Raw genomic sequence first — 2,624 nt, forward strand, 5'->3', positions numbered from 1 at the left:
CACCCTGATCAAGTATCTTTGCCATACCACCTTTGGCTACAACACCACCCGGTGCAGCTGCAGTTTTATCAGATGGAAGTATATCATTACCTTCTTCATCAACCGCCACCAGTATCATTTTTTTCTCTTTTATACCATCCCCGTCTGTATCCACCTTTATGCCATAATAAATCCTCAAAGCAGTAGCACCGGGTTGGTCCAGCAGTTCAATAATTTTATCCTTACCAAAGCACATTGCCTTAACGTGTGTGCCGAAGGATTTCTGGTTCACATGATCGTCGTCATGATTTTTTGTAAGCGTATTCATTTCTTCCAGGGAAATGAACTCTCCGGTGTCCGCCGGAATTGGCCTTTTAGGAAAATCATTCATAGTAGGTAAGTTTTAGTTTGCGGTAAAATTATTACAAATAATTGCATATACAACCTGGCTACTGACTTATCATGTAAGCGGCACCTGTGTTTTTACGCAGGTGTAACTGAATGTGCCATTGGGTTTGAGCGTTTTTACGCCTGCAGAAAAGGCGCCGGGATTCCGTATCCTTCACCGGAAAATGCGTATTTATACGCATGGCTTCGGGCCCTTTCCTGATACCGCAGAAAAGCAGGAACCGTAGTTCCCATCCTTCTTTTACGTAATTATACGCAAACCCTTTTTTCAGTTGTTAAACGCTTGACTACTCTTTTAAAGTTCTTAATCTTTGTATTGTCAACCGGCTTAAATCTATTGTCCTCAAAAAAGTTAATAGTAATGGCCTTTCTACCATGTTTGTTTTTTTAGGTTAGTCATATGCAGAATCAATTCATCAGGTGATGCTCGTTAACCCCTTTTTTTTCTTTAAAAAAAATAAAATTATGAGTTACCTATTAATCGGAAACATCTCTGCACTTATTTGCCAGGATTGCGTGGAGCCCCTGGTAAATGCACGTATCCGGGTGTATCTGCCTGCTGTGTCTACAGCATCAGAACAGCCCTTTGGAATTTTTAACGACATGAAACCGTTGTCTGCACGTGAAGTACTGATGAAAGCCGACCGGTTACTGGCGGAAGCAACTTTGGATGATAAAGGCAATTTCAGCCTCCGCTGGAAGGAGGTACACCTGTTCACCGAAGCACTGGAACTGGACCTGTGCCTGGACCAGTTACCGGGAAAGAACGGCACGCAGCAATCGCGCAACTTCCACCTGAGCAAACTGGTGCTGCACTGGAAGCGCAACAGCGATGGCTATGTAGGCGCTTATGCATATGTGATCCCCGCTACTACCTGGCATAATATATACGCCAACGCCGGCGCCTGGGTAATTACCGGTGTGGTGAAACCTCATTTTGCTGCTTCGGGGCAACCGCACCTGAAAGTGGAGGCCTATAACGCCGTTACCGGTCAGCTGATCGGGCAGGCGCATACCAATGAAGCGGGGCGTTACACCCTGCACTTTTCCAGGCAGCACTTCAGCAACGGCATGATGCAGTCGCTCATTCCCGGCCGCAGAACTCCGGGCCCGGATGTGTACTTCAAAATTTACAGGAACAATGAACTGCTGTGGGCGGAAGATGAAAAGATGTCACGGCTGCCCGGCCGGCAAGACCTGCGCCCATGCAGTAATGTAAATATTATTTACCGGTCGTCACGGGTAAAACGCGCTTCCGACCAGATTGGCAGCTGGCTGAGCGATGTGATCACCCTCACCGGTCAGAAGGGAAAGAAGAGTGATAAATACCGCCTGCTAACCCATAACTTATTGTAAAGGATTGTTTGTATGTCCCTCCTTATCATGGCAAAACTACCAATTGTTTGTAGCCTTCTAACAGCAGATGAACGGCCGCCTTTCCCCGGGTGGCTGTTCTCATTTTCACCCACATCCTAAATAGCGTGCAACCGCAGGCATCAGAACCTCGGATGAAACCGCGCCAGGGTATCCCTCAGGAACTCCCGGTCCAGGTGGGTATAGATCTCTGTAGTAGTAATGCTTTCATGACCCAGCATTTCCTGCACCGCCCTTAGGTCCGCGCCGCCCTCTACCAGGTGGGTGGCAAAAGAATGCCGGAAAGTATGGGGGGATACGTTTTTCTGTATACCCGCTTTTTGCGCCAGTTCCTTTATCACGAGGAAGATCATGACCCGGCTCAGTGCACTACCGCGACGGTTAAGGAAAAGGGTGTCTTCCTGGCCATGCTTAACGGGCAGCAGTATACGAACATTTCTTCGGTAAATATCTATCTGCCGCATGGCGTCTTTACCAATGGGTACCATCCTTTCTTTATCACCTTTCCCGATCACCCGGATAAATCCAACATCCATATGCAGCTGGGTGATCTGGAGGTTAATGACTTCACTTACCCGGAGCCCGCAGCTGTACATGGTTTCCAGTATGGCTTTGTTGCGGTGGCCTTCAGCAGTATCCAGCGGTATCTGCGCAATGATCTTTTCGATCTCTTCAAAGGTGAGCACGTCCGGCAGTTTACGGAGAATTTTCGGGGCTTCCAGCAGTTGGGTGGGATCTTCCTGCGCCATGTCTTCCAACAGGAGGAACCTGTAAAATGCTTTCAGACCGGAAATGGTCCTGGCCTGTGAACTGGCGGTCATCCCCAATTGGGCTATCCATTGCACACAACCCTGGAGATCTTC

The 2,624-nt window shown here is 48.1% G+C and carries 2 protein-coding genes and 1 pseudogene; 1 reads left to right on the forward strand and 2 read right to left on the reverse strand.

Annotated elements, in window-relative coordinates:
* Positions 1 to 370, reverse strand: a pseudogene (locus VN105_RS06350) (hypothetical protein); the annotation flags it as partial.
* A gap of 482 nt (positions 371 to 852) precedes the next feature.
* On the opposite strand from VN105_RS06350, the gene VN105_RS06355 reads away from it, so the two are divergent.
* A complete protein-coding gene (locus tag VN105_RS06355; protein ID WP_325639036.1) occupies positions 853 to 1,743 on the forward strand; it encodes a hypothetical protein in 891 nt (296 codons plus the stop codon).
* 140 nt (positions 1,744 to 1,883) lie between these two features.
* Here the strand turns inward: VN105_RS06355 and VN105_RS06360 are convergent.
* On the reverse strand, positions 1,884 to 2,624 hold a 741-nt coding region (locus VN105_RS06360), incomplete at its 5' end, for a site-specific tyrosine recombinase (protein WP_325639038.1).

Source organism: Chitinophaga sp. (assembly GCF_035564935.1).
GTDB lineage: Bacteria > Bacteroidota > Bacteroidia > Chitinophagales > Chitinophagaceae > Chitinophaga.

Bases quoted from the DNA above. Each gene is read 5' to 3' on its own strand.
- VN105_RS06355 (WP_325639036.1), top strand. From the start codon at position 853: ATGAGTTACCTATTAATCGGAAACATCTCTGCACTTATTTGCCAGGAT.